The sequence below is a fragment of the Pseudonocardia sp. 2-7 genome (assembly GCF_056341085.1).
Window position 1 is genome coordinate 2,696,377 of sequence record NZ_CP094507.1, and the last position, 22,208, is coordinate 2,718,584.

Below are 22,208 nucleotides of genomic sequence, written 5' to 3' on the forward strand. Positions count from 1 at the left end.
CGGGTTACGGTGATCGGTGGTGACCGAGAACGTGAGGACCCACAGCGCGCACTGGGGCGTGTTCCACGCCCGGTGGGACGGCAGCAGGCTGCGGGTCCGCCCGCACCCGGGCGACCCGGACCCGTCCCCGGTGCTGGACAACATCCCCGCGGCCGTCGGGCACGCCGCCCGGGTCGCCGCGCCCGCGGTGCGCCGCGGCTGGTGGGACCGCGGCCCGGGCCGTGACCCCGGTCGTGGGCGCGACGGCTACCGCACCGTGTCCTGGGACGCCGTGCTCGACCGGCTCGCCGAGGAGACCCACCGGGTCCGCTCCACCCACGGCGACGAGGCCGTCTACGGCGGCTCCTACGGCTGGGCGTCGGCCGGGCGCTTCCACCACGCCCAGGGCCAGCTGCACCGGTTCCTCGCGCTGACCGGGGGCTACACCCGCTCGGTCAACACCTACTCCGGCGGCGCCGCCGAGGTGGTGCTGCCGCACGTGCTGGGCACCTTCGACGCGGTGACCCGCTACGCGGTGACCTGGGACCAGGTCGCGGCGCAGACCGACACCGTCGTCGCGTTCGGCGGGATGGCGCTGAAGAACTCCGCGATCGCCGCGGGCGGGGTCAGCCGGCACGTCGAGCGCGGGGCCATGCGCGCCGCCCGCGACCGGGGCGCGGTGTTCGTGCTGGTCAGCCCGCTGCGTCCGGACCTGCCGGAGGAGGTGGACGCCACCTGGCTGCCGATCCGGCCCGGCACCGACGTCGCGCTGATGCTGGCGCTCATGCACACCGTCGTGGAGGCGGGGCGGGCCGACACCGACTTCCTCGCCTCGCACTGCGACGGCTGGGACCGGCTGCGCGAGTACCTGTTCGCCGCCCCGGCGAAGGACGCCTCGTGGGCCGAGGGCGTCACCGGCATCCCGGCGGCGACGATCCGCGAGCTGGCCTGGCGGATCGCACACGGCCGCACCCTGGTGACCGTCGCGCAGTCGCTGCAGCGCGCCGAGCACGGCGAGCAGCCGGTCTGGGGCGGGACGGCGCTCGCTGCGGTGCTCGGTCAGATCGGGCTGCCCGGCGGCGGCTTCAACTACGGCCTCGGGTCGCTCGGGCACTACGGGCGCCCGCGCAACTCGGTGCCGGTGCCCACGTTCTCCCGGGCGCCGAACCCGGTGACCTCGTTCATCCCGGTCGCGCGGGTCGCGGACATGCTGCTGCACCCGGGGGAGACCTACTCCTACCAGGGCGTCGGGCACACCTACCCGCACGTGCGGATGGCGTGGTGGGCCGGCGGCAACCCGTTCCACCACCACCAGGACCTGCGCCGGATGCGGCGCGCGGTCGCCGAGCTGGACACGTTCGTCGTCCACGACCCGATGTGGACGGCCACCGCGCGGCACGCCGACGTCGTGCTGCCGTCCACGACGACCCTCGAACGCGACGACATCGGCGCCACCAGCTCCGACCCGCTCGTCGTCGCGATGAAGCAGCTGGTGCCCCGGCACGGCGAGGCCCGCGACGACTACGACGTGCTCGCCGCCCTGGCCGTGCGGCTCGGGCACGGCGAGGCCTTCACCGAGGGCCGGACGTCGCACGAGTGGCTGGTCCACATGTACGACCGCACCCGTAAGGGACTGGCGGACCGCGGGCTCGACGCGCCGTCGTTCGAGGAGTTCTGGGAGCGCGGCGAGCTGGAGCTGCCCCAGCGCCCCGACGACGGCGGGGTGCTGGCCCGCTTCCGCGCCGACCCCGTCGCGCACCCGCTGCCGACGGCGTCCGGCCGCGTCCAGGTCGGGTCCGGCCCGATCGCCGCGCTCGGACTGCCCGAGCACCCCGGTCACCCGGCGTGGATCGAGCCGACCGAGGTCCCCGACGACCGGCACCCGTTCTGGCTGGTCTCGAACCAGCCGGCGACCCGGCTGCACTCCCAGCTCGACTTCGGCGCCCACTCGGCCGGGTCGAAACGCTCCGGGCGCGAGGTCGTGCGCATCCACCCCGACGACGCCGCCCGGCTCGGCATCGGCGACGGCGACGTCGTCCGCCTCCACAACGACCGGGGCGCCTGTCTGGCCGCGGCGCGGGTCACCGACGACATCCGGCCCGGCGTGCTCCAGCTGCCGACCGGGGCATGGTGGGACCCGCGTCCCGACCCGGACCGTCCCGAGCTCGGCGACGACGGCCTCTGCGTGCACGGCAACCCGAACGCCGTGACCCGCGACCGGGGGACGTCGGGCTTCGCGCAGGGGTGCAGCGGTCAGCTGTGCGCGGTCGCGGTGGAGCCGTACCGCCACGAGGCCCCGGAGGTCACCGCGCACACCCCGCCGGTCACGCCGGCTTCGCCGTGACCGGCTGGGCCAGGCTTCTCTCGATCTCCTCCAGGCTGCGGCCCTTCGTCTCGGGCAGCAGCCGGGTCGCGTAGATGTAGGCGGCCGCCGTCGTCATCGCGAAGAACAGGAAGTTCCAGCCCGCGCCGAACGCCTCGAGCAGCGACGGGAACAGCAGCGCGACGGTCATGTTGAACAGCCAGTTGAACGTCACACAGAACGCGACCGCGCCGGCGCGGACCCGCAGCGGGAACAGCTCCGGCAGCAGCACCCACTGCACCGGGCCCCAGGAGATCGAGAACGAGGCGATGTAGACGACGATCCCGGCCAGCGTCAGCCCGAGCAGCAGCGGTCCCTGCTCCAACCCGACCAGGTTGGTGACAGCCAGAACGATCATCGCCACGCACATGCCGACCGCGCCCCAGCGCAGCAGCGGGCGTCGCCCGGCGCGGTCGATCAACCACATCCCGGGCAGCGTCATCAGCATGTTCACCGCGCCGATGCCCACGTTGGCGCCGATCGCGCCGGTCGCTCCGAAGCCGACGTCGGTGAGCAGGGTCGGCGCGTAGTAGATGATCGTGTTGATGCCGACGAAGTTCTGGAAGAACACCAGCAGCATCCCGATGAGGGTCAGCCGCCGCAGCCGCGGGGAGAACAGCGTCCCGATCGCGACCTTCTCGGTGTTCTCCCGCTCGACGCGCACGCTCTCCCGGATCTCCGACAGCTCGGCCTCGGCCGCCTCCGGGGTACCGCGCAGCCGCTCCAGGACGACCCGCGCGTCCTCCTCGCCGCCGTCGGGCTTCTGCGCGACCAGCCAGCGGGGGCTCTCCGGCTGGGTGTAGATGCCGATGGCGAGGACGACCGCGGGGATCACGCCGAGCCCGATCATCCAGCGCCAGTCCCGGGACTCGGCGAAGGCGAAGTCGGTGACGTAGGCCAGGAAGATCCCGACGGTCACCAGCAGCTGCATCAGCGACGTCAGCCGCCCGCGGATGCGGGCCGGGGCCAGCTCGGACAGGTACATCGGCACGACCACCGACACGATGCCGACGCCGACGCCCATCACGAACCGGAACCCGACGAGCATCGCGACGTTCACCCCGAGGGCGGCGCCGAGCGTGCCGATGACGAACACGATCCCGCCGAGCAGGATCAGCAGCCGCCGGCCGAGGGTGTCGGCGAGCTTGCCGGAGACGCCCGCCCCGAGCATCGCGCCGACCAGCAGGCCGGACACCACGGTGCCCTGTTCCAGCGACGACAGCGGGATGTCGTCGGGGATGAACAGGATCGCCCCGGAGATGACGCCCGTGTCGTACCCCCACAGGATCCCGCCGAGTGCCCCGAAGAACCAGATCGCCCACTGCGACGGCCGCTTCGCCGTCTGCGCCCCCGAACTCATCGGCCGATCCTCCGGTGGCCCGTTACGGCCCGCAACACGAGACGTCAGGCGGCGTGTCGTGAGGCGTCGAGCCGGCGGCGGCCGCCGTCGGTGGCGGCGTCGATCTCCCGCACGCCCAGTGCCTTCGCCAGCCCCGACGGCGGCATGTCGCCGTAGATCGTCTCGAATTCCCCGGCCACGAAGGTCTCGTGCCAGATCCCGACGGCGCCGGGGTAGCGGCGGGCGCGGCGGTTGAATGCGGCCCAGGCCGGCCGGTGCGTCGCCGCGGTGTCGCTCGCGTAGGCGTAGAGGGACTCGCGATCGCGCCAGTACTGCACGAGGAACGGGCCGCCGGGGCCGATCCCCGGGCGGGTCCCGAGCAGCCCGTGGGCGGGGTCGCGCTCCAGCTCACGCAGCATCCCGGACATCGCGCTCACCACCGGCAGCCAGGCCCGGACCTTCCAGGGCCGGTTGAAGCGCATGCCGATGAGGAACACGACGACCGGCCCGTCGGTCGGCTCGTTGGTCGTGCGGGTGTACGGCGCCATCGGTCCACTCCCTCGTCACGGTGCTGTGTGGATACTGAGACTATCCGATGGCGGCGAGTGGCGCTATCCGTTCTGGTCGAGCCAGGCCCGGACCTCGGCGGAGTCGGCGCCCAGCGGCGGGGGAGAGCGGCGGTAGGACGGTGGGGTCACCGACCAGGTGACCGGGTTGCGGACGGTCGGGACGGCGGCGGCGTCGTCGGCCCGGACGACCGGGTCGAGGCCGAGCTCCTCGGCGAGGGCGACACCGCCGTCGACGGTGTTGATCGGGCCGCAGGGCACGCCGGCGGCGGTGATCGCGTCGTACCACTCCTGGGCGGTACGGGTGGCGAGGCGGGCGCGCAGCCGCTGCTCGATCTCCTCCCGGTGGCCGATCCGGTCGGACATGGTCGCGAAGCGCGGGTCCTCGGCCATGGCCGGGTCGCCGAGGACGGTCGCGAGCTTGCGGAACTGGCCGTCGTTGCCGGCGATGACGATGAGGTCACCGTCCGCGGTGGGCATCGGCTGGTACGGGAAGACGCTGGGATGGGCGTTGCCCATCCGGCGGCCGACCGCGCCGGCGGCGACGTAGGCCTCGGTCTGGTTGACCAGGGTGGACATCGCGACCGACAGCAGGTTGGTCTCCAGCAGCTGGCCCTGCCCGGTCCGCTCGCGGTGCCGCAGCGCCGCGCCGACCGCGAGTGCGGCGTGGAGGCCGGTGAGGACGTCGAACACCGCGACCCCCGCGCGGAACGGCGGCCCGTCGACGTCGCCGGTCAGGCTCATCAGCCCGGACACCGCCTGGACGAGCAGGTCGTAGCCGGCCAGGTGGGCGCCGCCGCGGGCGCCGAACCCGGTGATCGAGCAGTACACGACCCCGGGGTTGCCGGCCGAGACGCTGTCGTGGTCCAGCCCGAACCGCGCCGCGCCGCCCGGCCGGAAGTTCTCGACGACGACGTCGGCCCGCCGCGCCAGCTCGCGTGCCGCCGCGAGGTCGCCTGGGTCGGTCAGGTCGAGCACCACGGACCGCTTGTTCCGGTTGATCGACAGGTAGTAGGTGGAGATGTCGCCCTGCTCGGGGTCGCTGACCACCGGCGGCTTCCAGGTGCGGGTGTCGTCGCCGCCGGGACCCTCGACCTTGATCACCGTCGCGCCGAGGTCGGCCAGCATCATCGTGGCGTAGGGCCCGGCGAGGACGCGGGAGAAGTCGGCGACCAGCACGCCGTCCAGCGGTCCGCCGGTGGGGTCGTCGCCGAGCGGGGAATGATCCACGTCCCGGCACGCTAGCCGCGTCGCCGCACCGGCGACAGTCGCGACGCGGCTCACGGTGGGTCGGGTGCGAGGTAGGTGTGTCCGGTGGGGGTGGTGGTCGTGACCCCGGCGGGTCCACGGGCGACGTGCCAGCCGGGTTGTTCGCGGACGTGGTTGTGGAACTCACACACACCCCGCCCGTTGTCCAGCTCGGTGCGGCCGCCGTCGGCGGTGCGGTGGATGTGGTCGAGGTGGCGGATCGGTGCGTCGCAGTAGGGCTCGGTGCACCGGTTCTCCGCACGGGCCCTCACCAGGGTGGCGAGCAGGCCGGTGAAGGTGCGTCGGCGGGAGTCGCCGCCGGTGACCAGACCGTGGTCGGTGAGCAGCCGGCGCAGCGCCTTCGTCCCGTCGGAGGTGGCGAGCAGATCGGCCGGGACGGGCCCGAGGCCGGGGATCTCCGCGGGGAGCGGGGAGGTGGGGTCGAGCAGGGCCTGGACCGGGACGGTGACCTGGACCTCGAGGTTCACCGCGGTGGCGGTGGTCTGTCCGGTGACGCGTTCGACGAGGGTGTCGGCGAGGACCTGTCCGCGGGTGCGGGTCAGCGGCGCGGGGTTGACCTGGACCTCGACGAAGGCTTTCTGGAGGGCGGCGAGGCAGGCGGCGCCCTGTTCGACCGGCACGTAGGCGGTCAGGTAGCTCATCGCGTCCGGCGCCGGCCGCAGCGTGACCCGGCGTTCGGCTCGGGCGGTGTGGACGCGGGCGCGGAACCGGTCGGGGGCGATCTCGGCGACCAGCCGGCGGGTCATCGCGCGGAGCCGTCCGATGCCCAGGCGGGTCAGGTCGTGCAGGGCGAGACAGGCATCGACCTGCCTGCGCCGGCGCGCATCGAGGTCACGGCATTCGAGTGCGATCGCGGAGACCTTCGCGGCGCTGAGCTGCCCGGCTATGTGCAGGTCCCGGACACGACCGAACCCGGCGTACAGGTCCCGGGCGTTCGCCACCCGGGTGCGGGCCTCGGCCGTGGAGACGCGGCAGGCGAGCTGGACCTGCGCGACCACACTGCGATGGAGCTCGTCGGCGTCGGCGCGGTCGTCGGTGAGCCTGTTCTCGACGTGTGCCTGGGCGAACGCCCGGATGCGCGTCGCCTGGAGCGCGGCGAGGGACGACTGCAGGGACTCGATCTGCCGGATCTGGTCGATCAGGTCGGCCTCGGAGAGCACGGAGACGTCGTCGTCGACGACCTGGTCGATCAGGAGCCGCAGCAGCGCGAGCTCACCGGACGCGAACCCGCGCCCGTCCACGCCGGGGGCGTGGACGGGAGGCTCGTGGGTCACGGTCACGCCACCTAGTATAATCGAACACATGTTCGATACAAGTTCGGTCGCCGCAGGTGGAGGGCCGTTCGCCGTCCCCGGTATCCCGGACCTCAGCTCCGGGCGGCGTCGCGGGCCACCGCGTCGGCCAGCCGCGCTGCCACGGCGGAGGCACCGATCGGCTCGGCCTGGGCGTTCACGACCGTCACGTCATCGCGCCCCGAGGTGTAGTGGCGCCCCGTCCAGCGCACCCCACGCGGTGTCCGCAGCTCCCGGACGTTGCCGGTGCCGTAGGTGTCGACGAGGCGCTTCAATCCCACCGCGTCGGCCGTTCCGGGCATCTCGACCGCGGCGACGGCCACCACCACCCGCGCGCCACCCTCCCGCACCTCGAACGACGCCCGGCCGACCCCGACACACGGGGTCCCGACGAAGAAGTCGCGCACGCGACCGTAGGACACGGACCCGCAGTCGGTCCGGACGTCGCCGCCGAGGCGATGCACCTCCCGCCCCGCGCGGAACAGCCGTCGTGCCGTCCCGTCCTGGCTGCGGTTCTTCGCCCGGACGCTCCGCGAGGCCGATGCGCCGGACCCCGAGGAGCCTGCCGCAGCCGACGAACCCGACCCGGCGACCCCACCGGCGGCGCCGCCGCCCAGGCCTCCGCCGGACACGGCGAGCCAAAGGGCCAGCAGCAACGCCCCGACGCCCGTGCCCGCCTTCACGAACCGCCCGTCCGGGCCGCGCTCCTTGTGCCGTGCCAACCGTCCGTCCCCCACCCGTGAGTCCACGCGGAGTCGTCGCCGGGGGACGGGGTGTTACCTACTCCACGTCCCCGTCGACGTAGAACCACCGCCCGTCCTCCCGGACGAACCGGCTGCGCTCGGCCAGCACCCCGTCCGTCCGATGGGCCCGGAACTCGACGGTCCCGTCGGTGGAGAACATCGTCCCGCCCGAGCGCGCCACGATCTCCAGCCCCGTCCACACCGACCCCGGCTCCAGCCGCAGCCGTCGCGGCCGCGTCGACGGGTGCCACGACGCCAGCAGGTACGCACGGTCGCCCCGCACGAAGGCGGTGTAGCGGCTGCGCATCAGCGCCTCCGCCGTGGCGGCGGGGCGCCCGGCGAGCACGGGGGCGCAGCAGGTGTCCTCGGGGCGGCCGGTACCGCAGGGGCAGAGCACGGTCGTCGAGCATGCCCCATCCGGCATGTGAGGTGCCCGACCGACCCGAAGGGACAGTTGACCACCTCTACGGACGTGTGGTCGTCTCATCCGTCGCCGAGCCGTGTACCGCAGGAGGAATGCCGACGTGACGGACTTCTACGACGTCCTGCACTCCCGCCGCGACGTACGCACCGGCTTCCGGCCCGACCCGGTCGACGACGAGGTCCTCACCCGCGTCCTGCAGGCCGCGCACGCCGCCCCGAGCGTCGGGTTCTCCCAGCCCTGGGACTTCGTCCTGGTCCGCGACGCGGGCGTCCGCGAGCGCGTGCACGCCCTCGTCTCCGCCCAGCGCGACCGCTACGCCGCGTCGCTGCCCGCCGCCCGCGCCGAGGCGCTGCGCGCGATCCGGGTGGAGGCGATCCGCGAGACCCCGCTGAACGTCGTCGTGACCGCCGACGCCACCCGCGGCGGCCGGCACACCCTCGGCCGCCACGAACGCCCCGAGATGGGTCCGTACTCCGCCGCCCTCGCGGTGCAGAACCTGTGGCTGGCCGCCCGCGCCGAGGGCCTCGGGGTCGGCTGGGTGTCGTTCTTCGGCGACGACGGCCTCACCGAGCTCGGCGCGCTGCTCGGGCTGCCCGCGCACGTCGAGGTCGTCGCCTACCTGTGCGTCGGCCATGTCGACGCCTTCCCCGACCGGCCCGAGCTGGAACAGCACGGCTGGGCCCGGCGGCGCCCGCTGGACTGGGCGGTGCACCAGGACACCTGGGGCGCCCGCGGGCTGCCCGGCGCCGCGCCCACCGCCCTGCTGGAGTCCACCGTGGACGCCGTCGCACCGGTCGACGGGGTCGCCCGGGCCGCGGCCCGCGACCGGCTCGACCGGATGACCAAGCCGCGTGGCGCGCTCGGCCGGGTGGAGGACGTGGCCGTCGCGCTCGCCGGGATCGCCGGGGCCGAGGTGCCGCCGGTGCCGTCCCCGGCCGCGGTCGCGATCTTCGCCGGCGACCACGGCGTGCACGCCCAGGGCGTCACCCCGTGGCCGCAGGAGGTCACCGCACAGATGGTCGCGAACTTCACCGCGGGCGGTGCGGTGGTGAACGCGTTCGCCCGCCAGCTCGGGGCGGAGGTCCTCGTCGTCGACGTCGGGGTGGCCGCCGGGCTCGACCCGGTGCCCGGCCTGCTGCCCCGCAAGGTCGCCCGCGGCACCGCCGACATGACCACCGGCCCGGCCATGACCCGCGAGCAGGCCCGCGCCGCGCTCGAGCACGGCATCGAGGTCGCCCGCGACCTGGTCGCCGCCGGGAACCGCTGCCTGCTCACCGGGGATATGGGCATCGCCAACACTACCGCCGCGGCCGCGCTGGTGTGCGCGTTCACCGGCGCCGACCCGGCCGTCGCGACCGGGCGCGGCACCGGCGTCGACGACGAGACCCTGGCCCGCAAGGCCGACGTCGTGCGCCGCGCCCTGGAGCTGCACCGGCCCGACCCGGCCGACCCGCTCGGGGTGCTCACCGCCGTCGGCGGGCTGGAGCACGCGGGGCTGGCCGGGTTCGTCCTGGGCGCCGCCGCGCTGCGCGTCCCGGTGGTGCTCGACGGCGTCATCGCCGGCTCCGCCGCCCTGGTCGCCGCCGCGTTCGCGCCGGACGTCGTCGGCTACTGCCTGGGCGGGCACCGCTCCGCCGAGCCGGGCGGCGCGCTCGCCCTGGACCACCTCGGCCTCGCGCCGCTGCTGGAGCTCGACATGCGCCTCGGCGAGGGCACCGGCGCGCTGCTCGCGCTGCCGGTGCTGCAGGGCGCGGCGCGGGCGATGGCCGACGTCGCCACCTTCGACGCCGCCGGGGTCACGGACAAGACCGGTGGGTGACCCGCTCACCGTCGTCGGGATCGGCGCCGACGGCTGGGCCGGGCTGCCGGAGACCCACCGCGACGCGCTCCGCGACGCCGAGGTGCTGCTCGGCGGGCCCCGCCAGCTCGACCTGCTGCCCGCCGACGTGGCGGGGGACCGGCGGGCGTGGCCGTCGCCGCTGGTCCCGGCGTTGCCGGGGATCCTCGACTCCCTCGCCGACCGGCGCGTCGCGGTGCTCGCCTCCGGCGACCCGATGTTCTTCGGGATCGGCGCCACGCTGGCCCGCGTCGCCGGGCCGGACCGGCTGCGGGTGCTGACCCACCCGTCGTCGGTGGCGCTGGCCTGCGCCCGGCTGGGCTGGGGCTCGGAGCACGTGGCGGTGCTGAGCGTCGTGGGCCGCCCGCTCGACGCGCTGCGCCGGGCGCTGGCCCCGGGCGCCCGGCTGGTCGTGCTCTCGGCCGGAGCCGGGTCACCCACCGAGATCGCCGGGCTGCTCGCCGGCGCCGGATGGGGCGACTCGCGGATGACGGTGCTGGAGCGGCTCGGTGCGCCCGACGAGCGCCGGGTGTCCGCCACCGCCGCGGCCTGGCGGGGCGACGCGGACGCGCTGAACGTCGTCGCGCTCGAGTGCGTCCCCGACGCCGGGCTCGTCCCGCCGGGGGAGGCACCCGGCCTGCCCGACGACACCTACGACCACGACGGTCAGCTCACCAAGCGCGAGGTCCGCGCCGTCACCCTCGCCCACCTCGCGCCCCGCGCGGGGGAGCTGCTGTGGGACATCGGCGCCGGGTCCGGGTCGATCGGCATCGAGTGGATGCGCGCGCACCCGCGGTGCCGCGCGATCGCCGTCGAGACCCGCCCCGAGCGCGCCGACCGGGTCGCCGCCAATGCCGCGGCGCTCGGTGTCCCCGGCCTGCGGGTGGTGACCGGTCCCGCGCCGGACGTACTGGCCGGGCTGGAACGGCCCGACGTCGTGTTCGTCGGCGGCGGGCTGACCCGCGAGGGCGTCCTCGACGCCTGCCTGGCCGCGCTGGGCCCGGGCGGTCGCCTGGTCGCCAACGCGGTCACCGTCCAGACCGAGGCGGCCCTGGCCGCCGCCCACGCCGCACACGGCGGGGACCTCGTACGGGTGCAGGTCGCCCGCGCCGTCCCCGTCGGCGGCTTCCACGGATGGCGCCCCGCCATGCCCGTGACCCTGTGGAGCTGGAGGAACGTTCTGTGAGGACCGAGCTGTGACGGTGCACTTCATCGGGGCCGGACCCGGTGCGGTCGACCTGCTGACGCTGCGGGCCCGCGACCTCATCGCGGCCGCGCCGGTCTGCCTCTACGCGGGCAGCCTGGTGCCGCCGGAGATGCTGGAGATCTGCCCGCCCGGCGCCCGCACCGTCGACACCGCGCTGATGACCCTCGACGAGATTCTCGACGAGATGGTGCGCGCGCACCGGCACGGGCTCGACGTCGCCCGCCTCGCCTCGGGGGACCCGTCGGTGTTCTCGGCGATGGCCGAGCAGATGCGCCGCCTGGAGACCGAGGGCGTGCCCTACGACGTGTGCCCCGGAGTCCCCGCCTACGCGGCGGCGGCCGCGGCGCTGGGCCGCGAGCTCACCGTCCCCACGGTCGCCCAGACCGTCACCCTCACCCGGATCGCCGCGCGCGCGACCCCGATGCCGGAGAACGAGGGACTCGACAAGCTGGGCGCCGCCGGCGGCACCGTGGTGCTGCACCTGGCCGTGCACCGGATCGCCGAGGTCGTCGACGCCCTGGCCCCCTCCTACGGCGGCGACTGCCCGGCCGCGGTGGTGGCACACGCGTCGCGTGCACACGAGATCGTGCTGCGCGGGACCCTGGAGCAGATGCCCAAGGCCGTCGACGAGGCCGGGATCCAGCGCACCGCCGTGATCATCGTCGGGGAGGCGCTGGCGGCCCGGCACTTCCCGGACTCGCACCTCTACAGCTCGGACCGCTGCCGGAGCTGAGGCCCGACCGTTCGCCCTCCGCTCGCCGCGCGAAGCCGGGATCTCGGCGCGCAAAGATCATCCGATGCGTCTGCGCATGGCCCACTTGATACGCCCGATCGGTGGATCGGATCCGTGTAGGAAGGGGAAAGCCGTGCACATCAGGAGTGTCGTCACCGTGATCGCGGCCGTGGCCGGCATCGCGCTGGCGGGCGTCGTCGCCGCCCCCACGGCGGGCGCCGCACCCGCCCCGCCGAGCGGGTGCCCACAGATCGAGACGATCGCCGTACGCGGCAGCACCGAGGCCCAGGGCGGCGGCAGCATCGCCGGTCCGCTGGCGTCGTCGATCCGGTCACGGTCGACGCAGACCGTCCGGACCCATGACCTGGTCTACCCGGCGACGCTGAGCAACTACGCGAGCAGCGTGCGCCAGGGGGTGTCCGCGCTGCGCAGCCGGCTGTCGTCGACGTCGTCGCAGTGCCCGTCCACCCGGTTCGTGTTGATCGGGTACTCGCAGGGTGCCCAGGTCGTCGGGGACACCCTGGCCGGCGGTGGCGTCCCCGGAGCCGACCGCATCCCGGCGGTGGTGCTGTTCGGCGACCCGACGTTCAATGGCCGTGAGAGCTACAACACCGGCAGCTACTCCGCGGCCCGCAACGGCGTGTTCCCGCGCTCCCGCGGCGCGCTGTCGGCCTACGCCTCGTCGATCCGCTCCTACTGCAACGCCACCGACAACTTCTGTCAGCGCGGGGCGAGCGGCGGCGGCCACTACCGCTACGCGAGCGACCGGACCGCCGCCACCACGTTCGCCCTGGGACGGATCGGGGGCTGAACCCGGCTCAGTAGTCCTCGTGCCAGGCCCGGCCGTCGCGCTCGATCAGCGCGGTGGCCGAGGCCGGGCCGTGACTGCCCGCGGAGTAGGGGCGGGGCCGCTGGTCGGTGGCCTCCCAGGTCCGCAGGATCGGCTCGGCCCAGCGCCACGCGGCCTCGATCTCGTCGCGGCGCATGAACAGTGTCGGGTTGCCGCGCAGCACGTCCATGAGCAGCCGCTCGTAGGCGTCGGGCAGCCGGTCGCCGAAGGTGCGGGCGAAGCTCAGGTCCAGCGGCGCCGGGATCGGGCGGATGCCGCCGGGGCCGGGCTGCTTGGCCGTCATGTGCAGGCGGACGCCCTCGTCGGGCTGCAGCCGCAGGACGAGCCGGTTGGCCGGGATCTCCTCGCCGAACGCCGGGAAGATCGAGTGCGGGACCGGCTTGAACTGCACCACGATCTCCGACGCGTGCGTCGCCAGTCGCTTGCCGGTGCGCAGGTAGAACGGCACCCCGGCCCAGCGCCAGTTGGCGACCTCGGCGCGCAGCGCCACGAAGGTCTCGGTCGAGGACCGCTCCCGCTCCCGCGGGGTCCCGGCGCGCGACTCGGCCAGCTCGGTGGCGTAGCCGGGCACGGCGGTGCCGTCGACGAGACCCTCGGCGTACTGCCCGCGCACGGTGTCGCGCACGACGTCCGGGCCGTCGAGCGGCCGCAGCGACTGCAGGACCTTGAGCTTCTCGTCGCGCACGCCCTCGCCGTCGATCTTGGCCGGCGGCTCCATCGCGACCAGGCACAGCAGCTGCAGCAGGTGGTTCTGCACCATGTCGCGCAGCGCGCCGGAGCCGTCGTAGTAGTCGGCGCGGTTCCCGACGCCGATCGACTCGGCGACGGTGATCTGCACGTGGTCGATCTGCGAGGCGTTCCACAGCGGCTCGAACAGGGAGTTGCCGAAGCGCAGGACCAGCAGGTTCTGCACCGTCTCCTTCCCGAGGTAGTGGTCGATCCGGTAGATCTGCTCCTCGGCGAAGACCGAGCCGACCTCGTCGTTGATCGCCTGCGCCGAGGCCAGGTCGGTGCCCAGCGGCTTCTCCAGCACGACGCGGGTGCGGTCGTCGACGATGCCGGCGGCCGCGCTGCCGACGCAGATCCGCCCGAACAGCTGCGGGGCGGAGGCGAGGTAGAGCACCCGGGTGCGCCTCGGGGAGGGTGCCCCGATCAGCTCCGACAGCAGCGACCAGTCGTCGTCGGCGACGTCGAGGGTCACGTGGTGCAGCCGGTCCAGGAAGCGGTGGTGCTGCGCGTCGTCGGCGCAGGCGTCGGGGCCTGCCCAGCGCGGCGCGGTGCGCCGCAGCTCGGAGTCGACCTTGTCGCGGTAGCCGGGGTCGTCGAGCCCTGATCGGGACACGGCGACGATGCGGGTGTCGTCGGCGAGCTGGCCGTCGCGGTCGCGGAGGTAGAGCGCCGGCAGCAGCTTGCGCATCGCGAGATCGCCGGTGCCGCCGAACACGACGACGTCGGCGGGGTCCATGACGGGAAGGGGGTGCGGCACGAGCCGTCTCCTCGGTAAGCGAACGGGTGCGGGTCGAGCGGTGCCAGGGCCCGCGTGACGGGCACTTCCGTACTGTACCGATTCCGTTCCGCTCACGAAAGGCGGAAGGGACCCCGGTCAGGTCAGCCGGCCCGCCCCGTCCGACGGCGTGCCCGGGAACACGACCGGTTCGGCCCAGCCGCGCTGCGCGAAGGCCTCCCGCACCGAGGCGGTGACCGCGGCCGCCCCGTCGGCCTCCACCAGCGCGATCACGCAGCCGCCGAAGCCGCCGCCGGTCATCCGCGCGCCGGTCGCGCCGCCGTCGCGGGCCGCCTCGACGGCCACGTCGACGTGCGGGACGGTGATCTCGAAGTCGTCGCGCATCGAGGTGTGCGAGGCGTCGAGCAGGGGCCCGATCGCCCGCGGGTCCGCGCCGCCCGACAGCAGCCGCACGGTCTCGACGACCCGGGCGTTCTCGGTCACGATGTGCCGGGCCCGGCGCCGGATCCGCTCGTCGGCGATCCGGGGCAGGTCGTCCGGGCCCGCGTCCCGCAGGGCCGGGACGCCGAGGGCGGCGGCCGCGGCCTCGCAGTCGGCGCGCCGGGCGCCGTACTCGCCCGAGGCGTGCGCGTGCGGCGCCCGGGTGTCGATGACCAGCAGCTCCAGGTCGTGCGCCGGCAGGTCGAAGGGGACCAGCTCGACGGTGTCACCGCGGGTGTCGAGGAACACCAGCCGGCCGGCGCGCCCGTGCATCGAGGCCATCTGGTCCATGCCGCCCGTGGGGGCGCCGACGAACTCGTTCTCCGCGCGCCGCGCGATCCGGGCCAGCGTGGTCGGGTCGACGTCGGCCCCGGCGAGCCCGGCGAGCGCGACGCCGACCGCGCACTCCACCGCCGCCGACGACGACAGCCCGGCCCCGACCGGCACGTCGGAGTCCAGCTCGAGCTCCACCTCGCCCACCGGGTAGCCGGCCTCGCGGAACGCCCAGCAGGTCCCGGCCACGTAGGCCGCCCAGCCGGGCACCTCGCCGGGCACCACGGAGGCCGCGGAGAACTCCACCGGGGCGCCCGGCTCCTGCACCGACCGGACCCGGCTGCGGCCCCCGGCCGCGGGCGCCGCGGCGACGACGGCCCGGTGCGGCAGCGCGAAGGGCAGCACGAAGCCGTCGTTGTAGTCGGTGTGCTCGCCGATCAGGTTGACCCGCCCGGGGGCGAACCAGACCCCGGTCGGGGCCGCCCCGTGACGGGTGGCGAAGGCGTCGGCGACGGTGGACATGGCAGCTCCGGACGTACTGGTGCGTGGTCGGTGGCATGATCGGGACGGATCCCGCGGCAGGTGGCGGCCGGGGGCGCGGGCACGGTAGCCGACCCCTGCGCCGGGTGGCCGGGGCGCCGGGGCACGATGACGGCCGTGCCCGACGCCCCCGACCGCCTCGACACCGCCCTGACCGACCCGGTGGCCTCCGCCCTGCGCGGGCGGCTGGCCGGCTTCGGCGCGACCCGCGGTGCCGCGGCGCGCTTCGACCCGGAGGTGTCGCCCTTCGCGGCGCTCCCGCTCGACGCCGACGGGCACGGCAGCGCCGGGGACTGGGCCGACCTCGCGGCGCTCTGCGCGCCGGGCAGCGAGGTCGTGGTGGTGCGCGCCGCCGCCGGGCCGCCGCGGATCCCGGCGGGCTGGGAGCTGCTGCGCGCGTTTCCCGGGGTGCAGATGGACGGCGGCGCGGTGCCGGGCGCGGACGCGGACGACCTCGTCGAGCTGGGACCGTCGGACCGGGCGGAGATGGCGGAGCTGACCGGTCGTACCCGGCCCGGGCCCTGGCTGGCGCGCACCGCCGAGCTGGGTCGCTACCTCGGCGTCCGCCACGACGGCCGGCTGGTCGCGATGGCGGGGGAGCGGATGCGGATCGGCGCTGAGGGCGCCGCCGGGGCGACCGAGATCAGCGCTGTCTGCACCGCCCCGGAGTTCCGGGGCCGGGGGCTGGCCCGCCGCCTGGTCGACGCCGTCGCCGCCGGGATCGTCGCCCGCGGTGAGCGCCCGGTGCTGCACGCGGCCGCGGACAACCGCGGCGCGATCCGGCTCTACGAGGCGATGGGGTTCACGCTGTCGCGCACGATGCGGTTCGACCTGCTCCGCGCGCCGCACCGCTGAGCGGCTCAGGCCGACAGGGCGGCGTCGACGGAGCCGGGGGAGAGCACCTCGTCGAGCACCAGGATCGCGCAGCCCATCACGCCCGACCGCCCGCTGAGCAGTCCCGGCTCGATGCGCAGGTTCTGGGTGGCCGCGGCCATCGAGCGCCGGTAGATCGCCTCCCGCACGCCCGCGACGAGTGGGTCGAACGCCCCGACCAGGTCCCCGCCGATCGCGACCAGCGCGGGGTTGACCAGGTTCACCGCGGCGGCGAGGACCTCGCCGAGCCGGCGCCCGGCGATGCGCACCAGCCGCACCGCGTCCGGGTCGCCCTGTTTGACCAGGGCGACGACGTCGGCGATCGCGGTGACCGGTTGCCCGCACTCGGCGAGGTCGCGCACCAGGGCGCGGCCCGAGGCCAGCACCTCCAGGCAGTCGATGTTGCCGCAGCCGCAGCCGATGCCCGGCCCGTCGTGGACCGGGGTGTGCCCGATCTCGCCGGCCGCGCCCCAGGCGCCGCGCTGCAGCACCCCGCCGCAGACGAGCCCGGCGCCGACCCCGGAGCCGATCTTGACCATCAGCAGGTCGTCGACGTCGGGGTGGGCGTCGTGCTCGGCCAGGGCCATGACGTTCACGTCGTTGTCGACCAGCACCGGGGCGGGGAAGCGGGCGGTGAGCAGCGGCGGCAGCGCGATCCGCTCCCAGCCGGGCAGCGCGGGGACACCCACCGACCAGCCGCGTGCGCCGTCGACGGTGCCGGGGATCGACAACCCGATGCCGCGGATCGTGGCGTCGTCGACACCGGCGGTGAGCAGCAGCTTCTCCAGCCGGATGACCGCCTCGGAGAGCAGGTGCTCCGGCCCGGCGGAGGCGGGGATGTCCACGACCTCCTCGGCGAGCACGGCGCCGGACAGATCGCACACGGCGGCCTTGGACCGGCTGACGCCGACCGACAGCGCCAGCACGGTGCCGCCCGCGGCGTTGAACTCCAGGCGCGCGGCCGGCCGTCCGCCGGTCGCGGCGGCGCCGACCACCTCGGTGACCAGGCCGTCGGCGAGCAGCCGGTCGACGCGCGCGGCGACCGCGGTCCGGGACAGGCCGGTCTCGCGACCGATCTCGGTCCGGGTCCCGGCCACGCCGTCCCGGACCAACCGGAAGATCTCGCCCGCCGTGGCGGGCGCGCTGGTCGGGGTGCGTCCTCGCATTCGTCCAGTGAACCACAGGGCTTCGACCTGGTGAAACGCTGATCGGGTCTCACTAACGTCTTGTGAGTACATAAGTCAGTCGGTAGAGTGCCTATTGAACGGTTCGCCACGCACCCCACCACCTGGAGATCGACGTACCGTGACCGCTTCCGTGCCGCTGCACCCCGTCGTCGACGCCGTCACCCGACGGGTGACCGCCCGCTCGGCCACCACCCGCGCCGCCTACCTCGAGCGCATCCGCGCGGCCGCCGCCGCGGGGCCCGCCGCCGGCCCCGGCCGCGCCGACCTCGGCTGCGCGAACCTCGCCCACGCGGTCGCCGCGTGCGGGCCGGACAAGCTGACCCTCACCGCGTCGCCCGCCCGCAACATCGGCATCGTCACCGCCTACAACGACATGCTCTCGGCCCACCAGCCGTTCGAGACCTACCCCGGGCGGATCAAGGCCGCGGCCCGTGCCGCGGGCGGAGTCGCCCAGGTCGCCGGCGGGGTCCCCGCCATGTGCGACGGCATCACCCAGGGCCGCGCCGGCATGGAGCTGTCGCTGTTCTCCCGCGATGTCATCGCCCTGTCCACCGCCGTCGCGCTGAGCCACGACATGTTCGACGCCGCGGTGCTGCTCGGGGTCTGCGACAAGATCGTCCCCGGGCTGGTGATGGGCGCGCTGTCCTTCGGGCACCTGCCGGTGCTGCTCGCACCCGCCGGTCCGATGACCTCGGGCCTGCCGAACAAGGAGAAGGCCCGCGTCCGGCAGGCGTTCGCCGCGGGCGAGGCCGACCGCGCCGAGCTGCTCGAGGCGGAGTCGGCCAGCTACCACGGCCCGGGGACCTGCACCTTCTTCGGCACCGCGAACTCCAACCAGCTGCTGATGGAGGTCATGGGCCTGCACCTGCCGGGGTCGTCGTTCGTCAACCCCGGCACCGCGCTGCGCGACGCCCTGACCGATGAGGTCGCCCACCGCGCGCTCGACGCCGCGGGTGACCCGGACAAGGCGATGGGTGCGGTCGTCGACGAGAAGGCCGTGGTCAACGGGATCGTCGCGCTGCTGGCCACCGGCGGCTCCACCAACCACACGATGCACCTGGTCGCGATGGCCGCCGCCGCGGGCGTGCAGATCACCTGGGACGACTTCTCGGACCTGTCCACCGTCGTGCCGCTGCTGGCCCGAATCTACCCCAACGGCACGGCGGACGTGAACCACTTCCACGCCGCCGGCGGGATGCAGTTGCTCATCCGCGAGCTGCTCGACCACGGCCTGGCCCACGACGACGTCCGCACGGTCGACGGTCCCGGCCTGTCCCGCTACACCCGCGAGCCCTTCCTCGACGGGGACACCCTCGTGTGGCGTGAGGGCACCACGGAGAGCCTGGACAAGTCGGTGCTGCGTTCGGTCGCCGACCCGTTCTCCCCGGACGGCGGGCTGCGCGTGCTGCACGGCAACCTGGGCCGCTCGGTGGTCAAGACCTCCGCCGTCGAGCCCGACCACCGCGTCGTCGAGGCACCGGCCGTGGTCTTCGACGACCAGGACGACCTGCTGGCCGCGTTCACCGCGGGCGAGCTCGACGGGCGTGACCTGGTCGCCGTCGTCCGGTACCAGGGACCGCGCGCCAACGGCATGCCCGAGCTGCACAAGCTGACACCCGCGCTGGGACTGCTGCAGGACCGCGGGCACCAGGTCGCGATCGTCACCGACGGTCGCATGTCCGGCGCCTCGGGCAAGGTCCCCGCCGCGCTGCACGTCACCCCGGAGGCCGCGCAGGGCGGACCGCTGCGGAACGTGCGCGACGGCGACCTGGTACGCCTGGACACCCTGAACGGCACCCTGTCCCTGCTGGTCGACGCCGACGAGTTCGACGCCCGCGAGCCCGCCCGGCCCGCCGGCCCGTCCGGCCCGACGACGGGCACCGGACGCGAGCTGTTCGCCGCGTTCCGCGCCGCGGTCGGGCCCGCCGACTCCGGTGCGACCGTCGTCCTGCCCCACTGAGGGACCGTCCCGTCCGAGAGGAACCATGAGCGAGAAGCTGCTGGAGCTGGCCCCCGTCGTCCCCGTCGTCGTGCTGCACGACGCCGCGACGGCCGTCCCGCTCGCCCGTGCCCTGGTGGACGGCGGACTGCCGGTCATCGAGGTGACCCTGCGGACCCCGGCCGCGCTCGAGGCCGTCCGCCGGATCGCGGCCGAGGTGCCCGACGCCGTCGTCGGCACCGGGACCGTCCGCACCCCCGACGACGTCCGCGCGTCGGTCGACGCGGGCGCCCGATTCCTGGTCAGCCCCGGTGCGACGCCGCGGCTGCTCGACGCGATGGAGGACTCCGGGCTGGACTTCCTCCCCGGCACCGCGACGATCTCGGAGATGATGGCCGTCGCCGAGCGCGGTCACACCGCCTGCAAGTTCTTCCCCGCCGAGGCCGCGGGCGGGCGCCCGTTCCTGCAATCGGTCGCCGGGCCGCTGCCGGACCTGCGGTTCTGCCCGACCGGTGGGATCACCGTCGACTCGGCACCGGGCTACCTGGCGCTGCCCAACGTCTCCTGCGTCGGGGGCTCCTGGCTCACCCCGGCCGACGCCGTCGCCGCGGGGGAGTTCGACCGGATCCGCGGCCTCGCCGCGGCCGCCGCCGCGCTGGGCTGACGGCGCGGGCCCACGAGCACGGTCCTGGCCGCCGCCACGGCCAGCAGGAGATAGACCAGGATCAGCGCCCACCCGGCGATGTCGCTCATCGCGTCATCGTGCGCCCGCGGCGACACCGACGGGCCGGGTCCTGACGCGATCCTGATGCCCGGGGACGGCACGAGGGGGCCGCCCCCGGGCATCCGGTGCGGGAGGTGGCGAGCGCCTCGAACGGGCTGACGCGGGGGCCCGGGACCGTTAGGATCTCGTTCGGTGTGCCGGGAAGTCTGGTCGGCGAGCGCTGTCCCCTGCCCTCCCGACCTCCCCGGAGCCCCGTGAACACCACCCCCGCCTCCCGTCGCCTGTTCTCCCGCGGCTCGTGGGCGCAGGCCCGTCGCGTCGCCGACGTGCTGCGCACCGAGACCGTCGGGGGCGTCCTGCTCGTCATCGCGGCCGCGGTCGCGCTGCTGTTCGCCAACTCGCCCTGGCGCGACACGTACACGGCGCTGTCGGAGTTCACCGTCGGGCCCGCCGCGCTGCATCTGGACCTGTCGCTCGCGACCTGGGCCGCCGACGGTCTGCTCGCGATCTTCTTCTTCGTCGTCGGGCTGGAGCTCAAACGCGAGTTCCTGGCCGGGGACCTGCGCGACCCGCGGACGGCGTTGCTGCCGGTGGCGGCGGCCGTCGGCGGCATGGCGGTGCCCGCCCTGGTCTACGTCGCGATCAACCTCGCGAACCGCGACGCCCTGGTCGGCTGGGCCATCCCGACGGCCACCGACATCGCGTTCGCGCTCGCGGTGCTCGCCGTCATCGGGACGCACCTGCCCACCGCGCTGCGGACCTTCCTGCTGACCCTCGCCGTCGTCGACGACCTGCTGGCCATCACGATCATCGCGGTCTTCTACACCGACCAGCTGTCGGTGCCCGCGCTGCTCGGTGCCCTCGTACCGCTCGCACTGTTCACCCTCGCGGTGCAGCGTGGGATCCGTTCCTGGTGGGTGCTGCTGCCGCTCGCCGCGGTCACGTGGGTGCTGGTCCACGAGTCGGGGGTGCACGCCACCGTCGCCGGGGTCCTGCTCGGGTTCGCGGTGCCGGTCCTGGGGCGTCGCCGGGTGCACGGGGTGTCGCTGTCGGAGCACTTCGAGCACCGCTGGCGCCCGTTGTCGGCCGGGTTCGCGGTACCGGTGTTCGCGTTCTTCGCCGCCGGGGTCACCGTCGTCGGTGGCGAGGGCGGGGGGATCGGCGGCGCCCTGCTCGACACCGTCACCCTCGGCATCGTCGCCGGCCTGGTGCTCGGCAAGACCGTCGGTGTGCTCGGCGCGACCTGGCTCGTGCAGCGGTTCACTCGGGCCCGGCTGTCCGACGATCTGTCCTGGTGGGACCTGCTCGGTCTCGCCCAGCTCGCCGGGATCGGGTTCACCGTGTCCCTGCTGGTCGGCGAGCTGGCCTTCGGGACCGGAACCCCGCAGGACGACCACGTCAAGATCGGTGTGCTGGCCGGTTCACTGCTCGCGGCCCTGCTCGCCACCGTGGTGTTGCGCGCCCGCAACGCCCACTACCGGCGGATCGAGCAGATCGAGACGCGTGACGCCGACGGTGACGGGGTGCCGGACGTCTACCAGGAGGGCGACCCCCACCGGGACGGGTGAGCGCCGGGTCAGCGGTGGTCGGCGCGGGCCGCGGCGTGCCGCACCGCGGCCGGTGACAGGCCGCGGCGCCCGCGGTCCCAGTCACCGGTGTCCGGGCGCACGCACGGCAGGGCGTGCACGAAGCTGCGGGCCGGTCCGCCGTCGGCCGCGGTGCCGCCGTGGGTGCGCATCCGCAGCGGCTCGCGGGTCGGGTCGATCGGGTTGAGGCAGCGCTCGCACAACGCGTCCCGGATCACGCGGCCCACCGCCCGGCCGGGACGACGGTGCCCGCGGGGACGCACGCCGCGACGTGCACGACGGCCTCGCGCCAGGTCACCTCGCCGGCCGCGTCGGCCGACTCGATGTGGGACAACCGGTAGACGCGTTCGGTCGCGGCGTCGACGGGGGCGTAGCAGCGCTCGCAGAGCTGGATCATCGGGCTCGACCTCGCGGCTCTCTCTCGGGATCGGACGCCCAGGATCCACCCACGGGCCATCGTCCGGACACCGGAACGTGACCGGCGCCGCTGTGTGGTCCGCCCCACCTGACCTGCGGCGTCGTCATCGGTGAGCGGGCGGG

20 protein-coding genes are annotated in these 22,208 nt (G+C 74.7%); 9 read left to right on the forward strand and 11 right to left on the reverse strand.

Translation table 11 applies throughout. The features are described from left to right. Nucleotides 1-19 precede the first annotated feature (19 nt). Nucleotides 20-2,323, forward strand: a complete 2,304-nt coding sequence (locus tag MTO91_RS13200) for a molybdopterin-dependent oxidoreductase (RefSeq protein WP_476654732.1) — start codon at nucleotides 20-22, stop codon at nucleotides 2,321-2,323. Here the strand turns inward: MTO91_RS13200 and MTO91_RS13205 are convergent. The 6 genes from MTO91_RS13205 to MTO91_RS13230 form a co-directional block, all read right to left on the reverse strand. Beyond that, nucleotides 2,304-3,701 carry a sugar porter family MFS transporter gene (locus MTO91_RS13205; protein ID WP_179759927.1) on the reverse strand — a complete coding sequence of 466 codons (1,398 nt, stop codon included), beginning with the start codon at nucleotides 3,699-3,701 and terminating at the stop codon, nucleotides 2,304-2,306. The two genes, MTO91_RS13200 and MTO91_RS13205, sit on opposite strands and share 20 nt — an antisense overlap. A gap of 44 nt (nucleotides 3,702-3,745) precedes the next feature. Further along, on the reverse strand, nucleotides 3,746-4,228 hold the full coding sequence (locus tag MTO91_RS13210) for a DUF4188 domain-containing protein (RefSeq protein ID WP_073574975.1): 483 nt from the start codon (nucleotides 4,226-4,228) through the stop codon (nucleotides 3,746-3,748). Nucleotides 4,229-4,291: 63 nt separating this feature from the next. Continuing rightward, a complete protein-coding gene (locus tag MTO91_RS13215; RefSeq protein ID WP_073574974.1) occupies nucleotides 4,292-5,476 on the reverse strand; it encodes a CaiB/BaiF CoA transferase family protein in 1,185 nt (394 codons plus the stop codon). Between the two features lie 50 nt (nucleotides 5,477-5,526). Continuing rightward, a complete protein-coding gene (locus tag MTO91_RS13220) occupies nucleotides 5,527-6,795 on the reverse strand; it encodes an HNH endonuclease (RefSeq protein WP_476654735.1) in 1,269 nt (422 codons plus the stop codon). Nucleotides 6,796-6,881: 86 nt separating this feature from the next. Beyond that, complete coding sequence (locus tag MTO91_RS13225; protein WP_476654737.1) at nucleotides 6,882-7,529, reverse strand: hypothetical protein; 648 nt, start codon at nucleotides 7,527-7,529, stop codon at nucleotides 6,882-6,884. A gap of 58 nt (nucleotides 7,530-7,587) precedes the next feature. Further along, entirely contained in the window at nucleotides 7,588-7,974 is a 387-nt protein-coding gene (locus MTO91_RS13230; protein ID WP_073574971.1) for a YchJ family protein, read from the reverse strand. A gap of 100 nt (nucleotides 7,975-8,074) precedes the next feature. On the opposite strand from MTO91_RS13230, the gene cobT reads away from it, so the two are divergent. From cobT to MTO91_RS13250, 4 genes are all read left to right on the forward strand, one after another. Beyond that, nucleotides 8,075-9,793 (forward strand): nicotinate-nucleotide--dimethylbenzimidazole phosphoribosyltransferase, encoded by a 1,719-nt coding sequence (cobT, locus tag MTO91_RS13235; RefSeq protein WP_476654738.1) that lies wholly within the window; start codon nucleotides 8,075-8,077, stop codon nucleotides 9,791-9,793. Next, a complete protein-coding gene (gene cbiE, locus MTO91_RS13240; protein ID WP_073574969.1) occupies nucleotides 9,786-10,997 on the forward strand; it encodes a precorrin-6y C5,15-methyltransferase (decarboxylating) subunit CbiE in 1,212 nt (403 codons plus the stop codon). Before cobT ends, cbiE begins: the two co-directional genes overlap by 8 nt. A gap of 10 nt (nucleotides 10,998-11,007) precedes the next feature. Continuing rightward, a complete protein-coding gene (gene cobM / locus MTO91_RS13245; protein ID WP_073574968.1) occupies nucleotides 11,008-11,751 on the forward strand; it encodes a precorrin-4 C(11)-methyltransferase in 744 nt (247 codons plus the stop codon). A gap of 133 nt (nucleotides 11,752-11,884) precedes the next feature. Beyond that, nucleotides 11,885-12,562 carry a cutinase family protein gene (locus MTO91_RS13250; protein WP_253067601.1) on the forward strand — a complete coding sequence of 226 codons (678 nt, stop codon included), beginning with the start codon at nucleotides 11,885-11,887 and terminating at the stop codon, nucleotides 12,560-12,562. Between the two features lie 7 nt (nucleotides 12,563-12,569). Here MTO91_RS13250 and zwf read toward each other — a convergent pair whose 3' ends face one another. Both zwf and galK read right to left on the reverse strand, forming a co-directional pair. Further along, nucleotides 12,570-14,066: a glucose-6-phosphate dehydrogenase gene (gene zwf, locus MTO91_RS13255; RefSeq protein ID WP_100877830.1), complete on the reverse strand. Its 1,497-nt coding sequence runs from the start codon at nucleotides 14,064-14,066 to the stop codon at nucleotides 12,570-12,572. A gap of 138 nt (nucleotides 14,067-14,204) precedes the next feature. Then, nucleotides 14,205-15,341 (reverse strand): galactokinase, encoded by a 1,137-nt coding sequence (galK, locus tag MTO91_RS13260; protein ID WP_073574965.1) that lies wholly within the window; start codon nucleotides 15,339-15,341, stop codon nucleotides 14,205-14,207. A 135-nt stretch (nucleotides 15,342-15,476) separates the two neighbouring features. On the opposite strand from galK, the gene MTO91_RS13265 reads away from it, so the two are divergent. Beyond that, nucleotides 15,477-16,214 (forward strand): GNAT family N-acetyltransferase, encoded by a 738-nt coding sequence (locus MTO91_RS13265; RefSeq protein WP_476654741.1) that lies wholly within the window; start codon nucleotides 15,477-15,479, stop codon nucleotides 16,212-16,214. A 5-nt stretch (nucleotides 16,215-16,219) separates the two neighbouring features. Here the strand turns inward: MTO91_RS13265 and MTO91_RS13270 are convergent, their stop codons facing one another. After that, nucleotides 16,220-17,398, reverse strand: coding sequence for an ROK family transcriptional regulator (locus MTO91_RS13270; RefSeq protein WP_179759918.1), 1,179 nt, complete (start codon nucleotides 17,396-17,398; stop codon nucleotides 16,220-16,222). A gap of 139 nt (nucleotides 17,399-17,537) precedes the next feature. Here MTO91_RS13270 and edd point away from each other — a divergent pair, with 139 nt between their 5' ends. The 3 genes from edd to nhaA all read left to right on the forward strand — a co-directional run bounded on the left by edd (nucleotide 17,538) and on the right by nhaA (nucleotide 21,650). Continuing rightward, the gene (gene edd, locus MTO91_RS13275) at nucleotides 17,538-19,379 is read left to right on the forward strand and encodes a phosphogluconate dehydratase (protein WP_476654743.1); all 1,842 of its coding nucleotides are present in this window, start codon (nucleotides 17,538-17,540) and stop codon (nucleotides 19,377-19,379) included. 25 nt (nucleotides 19,380-19,404) lie between these two features. Beyond that, complete coding sequence (eda, locus tag MTO91_RS13280; protein ID WP_179759916.1) at nucleotides 19,405-20,022, forward strand: bifunctional 4-hydroxy-2-oxoglutarate aldolase/2-dehydro-3-deoxy-phosphogluconate aldolase; 618 nt, start codon at nucleotides 19,405-19,407, stop codon at nucleotides 20,020-20,022. Between the two features lie 314 nt (nucleotides 20,023-20,336). Continuing rightward, nucleotides 20,337-21,650 carry a Na+/H+ antiporter NhaA gene (gene nhaA, locus MTO91_RS13285; protein WP_476654745.1) on the forward strand — a complete coding sequence of 438 codons (1,314 nt, stop codon included), beginning with the start codon at nucleotides 20,337-20,339 and terminating at the stop codon, nucleotides 21,648-21,650. Between the two features lie 8 nt (nucleotides 21,651-21,658). Here nhaA and MTO91_RS13290 read toward each other — a convergent pair whose 3' ends face one another. Both MTO91_RS13290 and MTO91_RS13295 read right to left on the reverse strand, forming a co-directional pair. Next, nucleotides 21,659-21,886 (reverse strand): hypothetical protein, encoded by a 228-nt coding sequence (locus MTO91_RS13290; protein WP_179759914.1) that lies wholly within the window; start codon nucleotides 21,884-21,886, stop codon nucleotides 21,659-21,661. Then, the gene (locus MTO91_RS13295; protein WP_062394822.1) at nucleotides 21,883-22,065 is read right to left on the reverse strand and encodes a hypothetical protein; all 183 of its coding nucleotides are present in this window, start codon (nucleotides 22,063-22,065) and stop codon (nucleotides 21,883-21,885) included. The genes MTO91_RS13290 and MTO91_RS13295 overlap by 4 nt, the downstream gene beginning before the upstream one ends. Nucleotides 22,066-22,208: the final 143 nt, after the last annotated feature.

What these genes read in the sequence shown, in the direction of transcription:
- MTO91_RS13205 (WP_179759927.1), bottom strand. Translation starts at nt 3,701, where the DNA reads ATGAGTTCGGGGGCGCAGACGGCGAAGCGGCCGTCGCAGTGGGCGATC.
- MTO91_RS13210 (WP_073574975.1), bottom strand. Translation starts at nt 4,228, where the DNA reads ATGGCGCCGTACACCCGCACGACCAACGAGCCGACCGACGGGCCGGTC.
- MTO91_RS13230 (WP_073574971.1), bottom strand. Translation starts at nt 7,974, where the DNA reads ATGCCGGATGGGGCATGCTCGACGACCGTGCTCTGCCCCTGCGGTACC.
- zwf (WP_100877830.1), bottom strand. Translation starts at nt 14,066, where the DNA reads ATGGACCCCGCCGACGTCGTCGTGTTCGGCGGCACCGGCGATCTCGCG.
- galK (WP_073574965.1), bottom strand. Translation starts at nt 15,341, where the DNA reads ATGTCCACCGTCGCCGACGCCTTCGCCACCCGTCACGGGGCGGCCCCG.
- MTO91_RS13270 (WP_179759918.1), bottom strand. Translation starts at nt 17,398, where the DNA reads ATGCGAGGACGCACCCCGACCAGCGCGCCCGCCACGGCGGGCGAGATC.
- eda (WP_179759916.1), top strand. Translation starts at nt 19,405, where the DNA reads ATGAGCGAGAAGCTGCTGGAGCTGGCCCCCGTCGTCCCCGTCGTCGTG.
- MTO91_RS13295 (WP_062394822.1), bottom strand. Translation starts at nt 22,065, where the DNA reads ATGATCCAGCTCTGCGAGCGCTGCTACGCCCCCGTCGACGCCGCGACC.